The 5461-nt window shown below is 52.2% G+C and carries 5 protein-coding genes, 4 tRNA genes, 1 rRNA gene and 1 other RNA gene; 2 read left to right on the top strand and 9 right to left on the bottom strand.

Features of this window, described 5'->3' with window-relative positions:
- The 6 genes from ACJ8QF_RS25010 to ACJ8QF_RS24985 form a co-directional block, all read right to left on the bottom strand.
- Nucleotides 1-164, bottom strand: a 164-nt coding sequence (locus tag ACJ8QF_RS25010; RefSeq protein WP_023158627.1) for a GTP-binding protein, incomplete at its 3' end; no start/stop codon positions are given.
- A 109-nt stretch (nt 165-273) separates the two neighbouring features.
- A tRNA-Thr gene (locus ACJ8QF_RS25005) sits at nt 274-349 on the bottom strand.
- A gap of 6 nt (nt 350-355) precedes the next feature.
- Nucleotides 356-430 (bottom strand) — tRNA-Gly (locus ACJ8QF_RS25000).
- A gap of 36 nt (nt 431-466) precedes the next feature.
- A non-coding RNA gene (locus ACJ8QF_RS24995) (RtT sRNA) lies at nt 467-582 on the bottom strand.
- Nucleotides 583-628: 46 nt separating this feature from the next.
- Nucleotides 629-713, bottom strand: a tRNA-Tyr gene (locus tag ACJ8QF_RS24990).
- 25 nt (nt 714-738) lie between these two features.
- A tRNA-Thr gene (locus ACJ8QF_RS24985) sits at nt 739-814 on the bottom strand.
- A 396-nt stretch (nt 815-1210) separates the two neighbouring features.
- Between ACJ8QF_RS24985 and ACJ8QF_RS24980 the strand changes: the two genes are divergently transcribed.
- Together ACJ8QF_RS24980 and coaA are read left to right on the top strand one after the other, a co-directional pair.
- Nucleotides 1211-1759 carry a GNAT family N-acetyltransferase gene (locus ACJ8QF_RS24980; protein ID WP_004929422.1) on the top strand — a complete coding sequence of 183 codons (549 nt, stop codon included), beginning with the start codon at nt 1211-1213 and terminating at the stop codon, nt 1757-1759.
- Between the two features lie 219 nt (nt 1760-1978).
- The gene (gene coaA / locus ACJ8QF_RS24975) at nt 1979-2929 is read left to right on the top strand and encodes a type I pantothenate kinase (protein ID WP_025304936.1); all 951 of its coding nucleotides are present in this window, start codon (nt 1979-1981) and stop codon (nt 2927-2929) included.
- Nucleotides 2930-2977: 48 nt separating this feature from the next.
- On the opposite strand, the gene birA is transcribed toward coaA, so the two are convergent.
- The 3 genes from birA to rrf all read right to left on the bottom strand — a co-directional run.
- Nucleotides 2978-3940, bottom strand: a complete 963-nt coding sequence (birA, locus tag ACJ8QF_RS24970; RefSeq protein ID WP_004929427.1) for a bifunctional biotin--[acetyl-CoA-carboxylase] ligase/biotin operon repressor BirA — start codon at nt 3938-3940, stop codon at nt 2978-2980.
- Entirely contained in the window at nt 3937-4974 is a 1038-nt protein-coding gene (gene murB, locus ACJ8QF_RS24965; RefSeq protein ID WP_004929433.1) for a UDP-N-acetylmuramate dehydrogenase, read from the bottom strand. Before murB ends, birA begins: the two co-directional genes overlap by 4 nt.
- Before the next feature lie 378 nt (nt 4975-5352).
- Nucleotides 5353-5461 (bottom strand): 5S ribosomal RNA (rrf, locus tag ACJ8QF_RS24960); the annotation flags it as partial.

Here is a 5461-nt window from a genome sequence, read left to right as displayed (position 1 = left end):
TCTGGCGCGTTATCGATCTGGTCGAAAGCACGTGCAGAACCGCCGTAGGTTTTAGCCAGTACGGTAGTGATCGCTGCAGTCAGGGTAGTTTTACCGTGGTCAACGTGGCCGATAGTACCGACGTTAACGTGCGGTTTTGTACGTTCAAACTTTTCTTTAGACATCGATTGTCCCTCTAAGACACGGATAAATCGGTGGTATCACCACATCAACCAAGCATTTGCTCGTTGAATCCAGAACAGAAAGAAAATCAGGGGGCGAGAAATTAAGAAGTGGTGCTGATAGGCAGATTCGAACTGCCGACCTCACCCTTACCAAGGGTGCGCTCTACCAACTGAGCTATATCAGCACATCTTGGAGCGGGCAGTGGGAATCGAACCCACATCATCAGCTTGGAAGGCTGAGGTAATAGCCATTATACGATGCCCGCATCCTGGAACTCGGCTACCTGATTTTTCTGTAGAATTTTGGGATGGAGCAGGATTGTTCATCACTCGGCTCGCATCCTTCGGGCCGGCTGCGCCTTGCGCTGCACAGCTCGAACCTTGCCGAAGGCTTTCGCCCTCTCCTCCCGCCATCAACCGTTGCGGTATTTATCGCATCTCAGTTAATCGCCGAAGGCAAGATTTGGTGGTGGGGGAAGGATTCGAACCTTCGAAGTCTGTGACGGCAGATTTACAGTCTGCTCCCTTTGGCCGCTCGGGAACCCCACCAGATTTTAACTACTTGTGACTTGAATGGTGCCGGCTACCGGAATCGAACTGGTGACCTACTGATTACAAGTCAGTTGCTCTACCTACTGAGCTAAGCCGGCATCAAGTGCAGCGCATTCTAGGTAGAGCGGGCGACCTATGCAACAAAAAAATTGCTTTACGCGCACTTTCGCTCATAAATCAGTCAATTTTGCATACTGTCATGCAATTTGCAGCCTGCGGCGTGCAAACATTCATCACTCGCGGCAATCATTCTCTACAATTTCATCCACTTTTTGCAAGCCTTGAGCGCCGCTTTCTCCGTGTCGGGCTTCTCAAAACACTTAACCCGCGATGGTAAACTGTGAGCGGGATCGATGCACCAAAAAGGGGATACCTGCCCCGGACTGCGGCGTGGGCTACACTGATCCCTCGCCCTTTTGCCGTTGCTATGCCTTTCGCCGCTGTGGCTCAGTTATTGCTTCTCTTCATTACCCCCATCCCAGGAGGAATGACCGATGAAAATAGTGCCTATCAACGCCGCTACGCTCCCAATTTACCGCGATGAATTGGCCCGCCTGTTGACCGATGCCGTCACGCACGGCGCTTCTGTCGGTTACGACACCTTAATTCCTCACGAAGACGCCGAGAGCTACTTCCACAGTCTGCGACCGGCCCTGGCCAAAGGTGAGCTGCTGCTGTGGATTGCCCGTGACGATCGCGGCGTCGTTGGCACCGTGCAACTCGAGCTTTGCCAGAAGCCGAACGGCCGTAATCGTGCGGAGGTGGTGAAGCTGTTGGTGCATAGCCGTGCTCGCCGCAACGGCGTAGGTCAGGCTCTGATGAAGACGCTGGAGTACGCGGCACTGCAGCAGCAACGCGGGCTATTGTATCTGGATACGCAGGCCGGTTCGGCGGCAGAGGCGCTTTATCGCAGCCTGGGTTATCGCTGTTTGGGTGAGCTGCCGGATTATGCAGCGGGTCCCGATGGGCATTACCATCCGACCGTCATTTATTACAAACGTCTGTTCACCGTAAATCAGCCTTCGCGCGCCATCGCCAGTTAGTCTTCAGGCGGTATCCGGCTCTGATGATACCGCCTTGCAACCCCGCTTTATCAACTGCGCGCCGCTTCGCACAATTGACATAAACTGCTGCCTATCGACAACTTTTGCGAAAAAAGTCTACGCCAAAAACGAAGCTGTCTATAATATGCAGCTTGTTTATTCTCTGGAGTTGGCGTCCGGCGCCTTTCCCAACCTGCGTTAACAGGCAGAATTTGGCTTATGATAAAAAGAGATCAATCTTTAGCAACGCCTTACCTACAGTTCGATCGTACCCAATGGGCTGCGTTGCGAGATTCGGTGCCGCTGACGTTGTCGGAAGAAGAGATCGTTAAACTGAAAGGGATTAACGAAGATCTCTCGTTGGAAGAAGTTGCGCAGATTTATCTGCCGCTGTCACGGCTGTTGAACTTCTATATCAGTTCCAACCTGCGTAGGCAGGCGGTGCTCGAGCAATTCCTCGGCACCGACGGGCAAAAGATTCCCTATGTCATCGGCATCGCCGGCAGCGTAGCCGTAGGTAAGAGCACAACCGCACGTCTGTTGCAGGCGTTGTTGAGCCGTTGGCCAGAACACCGCAGCGTTGAGTTGATCACGACCGACGGCTTCTTGCACCCTAATAAGGTGCTGAACGAACGCGGCCTGATGAAGAAAAAAGGCTTCCCGCAGTCTTACGATATGCATAGCCTGGTGAAATTCGTGTCGGAAGTGAAATCCGGCGCCAAACGCGTCACCGCTCCGGTTTATTCCCATTTGATCTATGACGTTGTGCCCGAAGGTAATAAAGTCATCGAGCAACCGGATATTCTGATCCTGGAAGGGCTTAACGTATTGCAAAGCGGTATGGATTATCCTCACGATCCGCATCGCGTATTCGTTTCCGACTTTGTCGACTTCTCTATATATGTCGATGCGCCGGAGACGCTATTGCAAAGCTGGTATATCAATCGTTTTCTGAAATTCCGTCAGGGCGCATTTTCCAATCCCGATTCTTATTTCCATAATTATTCAAAATTGCCGGAACCGGAGGCGATTAATATCGCCACGCAATTATGGAATGAAATTAACGGATTGAATTTGCAGCAGAATATACTGCCCACCCGTGAACGCGCCAGCCTGATAATGACCAAAAGCGCTAACCACGCCGTTGAAAGCGTGCGTTTAAGAAAGTAAGCCTACCGATCGATTCAGGGGACGTTACTGTCCCCTTGTCTTTTCTCACTATTCCGCGCTGCGCAGCGATATCTCGCCACCGATGAAGGGCTTGATCTCCCCGTCCTGTTCCAGCAACAGTGCGCCCTGTGAATCGATTCCTCGGGCGATACCCACAATCTGCCGCTCGCCAATCAGCAGCTTGACCGGCCTGTCGATAAAGTTATCCAGGGTACGCCAGCGACCGATAAAGGGCGCGAGTCCGTCTATCTCAAATTGTTTCAATGACTGACGCAGTTCATTAAGCAAGGTTGCAGCCAGTTCATTGCGATCGATCTGAATTCCCGCTTCCTGTAGGTTAATCCATCCCTGAGTAATGGCGCTGGCATTGGTATCACGCATCGCCAGGTTGATGCCGGCGCCGATGACCAGTTGAGCCGCATCGCCGGTTTTTCCCGTCAGTTCGACCAGGATCCCCGCCAATTTACGATCGTTCAGATAAAGATCGTTAGGCCACTTCACGCGCACATCAGCCGCACCGAGACGCTGCAAGACCTCCGCCATCACCATCCCGATCACCAGGCTAAGCCCCATAGCCGCTGCCGGCCCCTGCTCCAGTCGCCAGAACATCGACAGATATAAATTAGCGCCGAATGGCGAGATCCACTGCCGCCCGCGGCGCCCTCGTCCAGCCTGTTGGTATTCAGCGACGCAGGCATCACCAGAGTGCAATTCGTCGATGCGGTCCAGCAAGTATTGGTTGGTGGAATCGACCACCGGCAACACGCTTACACGCTTGTCTTCCAGCAGGCTGAGGATTCGCTTGGCTTCCAACAGCTGGATGGCGCCAGGCAGGCTATAGCCTTTTCCGGGCACGGTAAAGACATCCAGTCCCCATTCGCGAATGGTCTGAATATGCTTATTGATCGCCGCGCGACTCATGCCCAGTGACTCACCGAGGTGTTCACCGGAATGGAATTCGCCGTCAGCCAGCAGCGCGATCAGTTTTAACGGAACCTTGGTATCTTTCATGACAGCACCGCCACGGCATTCAGTTCACCGGTCGCGCCAATAAAACGCACCTCAGGTTCCAGCCACACGCCGAATTTATCAGCCACCGTCTTGCGTACGTGGCGCGCCAACGCCACCACATCCTGACTGTGGGCGTTGGCGATGTTCACCAGCACCAGCGCTTGTTGGCGGTGTACCGCAGCGCCACCGATACGATATCCTTTCAGTTCGCATTGATCGATAAGCCATCCGGCGGCCAGCTTCACCTGGCCATCCTGCTGTGGATAATGCGGCATACCGGGATATTGAGCGATGAGTTCTGCGGCTTTCTCTGCGTTCACCAGCGGATTCTTGAAGAAGCTGCCGGCATTGCCGGTTTCACGCGGATCGGGCAGCTTGCTACGGCGCATGGCGCATACGGATTCAAATACCTGAAGTGGCGTCACCGTGGCAGGATCCAGCTTGGCCAGATCGCCGTAGCTCAATTTAGGTTGCCACTGTTTGTTGAGACGCAGACCCAGCCCGACAATGACATGTCCGGTCTGGAAACGGTGTTTGAAAATACTTTCCCGGTAGCCAAAACCACACTCGGCAGCCGGAATACGATCGATAGCGCCGGTAGAGAAGTCCAGCAGATCGACATACTCGCAGACGTCTTTCAATTCGACGCCGTAGGCGCCGATGTTCTGGATAGGGGCGGAACCGGCCAATCCAGGAATCAACGCCAGGTTTTCCAGACCGCAGATCCCGGCCTGCAGCGTATATTGCACCAGGTCATGCCAATTTTCACCGGAGCTGACGTGGAGATACCAGGCATCGTTATCTTCCCGAACATCAATGCCCTTCAACTGATTGACCATTACTGTGCCAGAAAAATCCTCCAGGAACAGCACGTTGCTACCTTCACCGAGAATCAGCAACGGCTCCTGACGCTTGCGCGTTTGTTGCCACACCTTGAGCATCAGCTCAATTCTATCGGCCATGATCAGGTGCGCTGCGTTGACCGGGAGCGCAAACGTATTGTGGTTTTTTAAAGACGCGCTTTCAGTAGACATAACGTTCAGTACCCATACGGAAATAATCTTCCGCCTAGTCTACTCGATTCGAGGCGTCTGGCTAATATTTGTTTTAATTAACGTGAAATTTATCGACTAATACACTGAAGAATTAAGACTTATCTTTGATATAACCGGATAATTCTCATCAGTCTGTTCATAGATAGATATTTTTATTATTTAAATAATAATCTGGAACTATCAATTATATATTTAGCTGGCTATTTCCCTAGTAAAGAAACATTATGCTTCCTTATAAGGATAAGCTACATATGCCCAAAAAGGCATTTTTCAAAGTAATAGATACTGTCAGGATATTTATTTTACGCACAGCAAAAAGCCCTGAACGTCAGTTCAGGGCTTTCGGCTTTATTTGATGCCTGGCAGTGTCCTACTCTCGCATGGGGAGACCCCACACTACCATCGGCGCTACGGCGTTTCACTTCTGAGTTCGGCATGGGGTCAGGTGGGACCACCGCGCTATTGC

This window comes from Serratia sp. CY81684 (genome assembly GCF_052166595.1).
In the GTDB taxonomy this organism is placed as follows: domain Bacteria; phylum Pseudomonadota; class Gammaproteobacteria; order Enterobacterales; family Enterobacteriaceae; genus Serratia; species Serratia nematodiphila.
The sequence above is the reverse complement of the archived record's forward strand: the minus strand, read 5'-3'. Positions and strand labels throughout refer to the sequence as shown.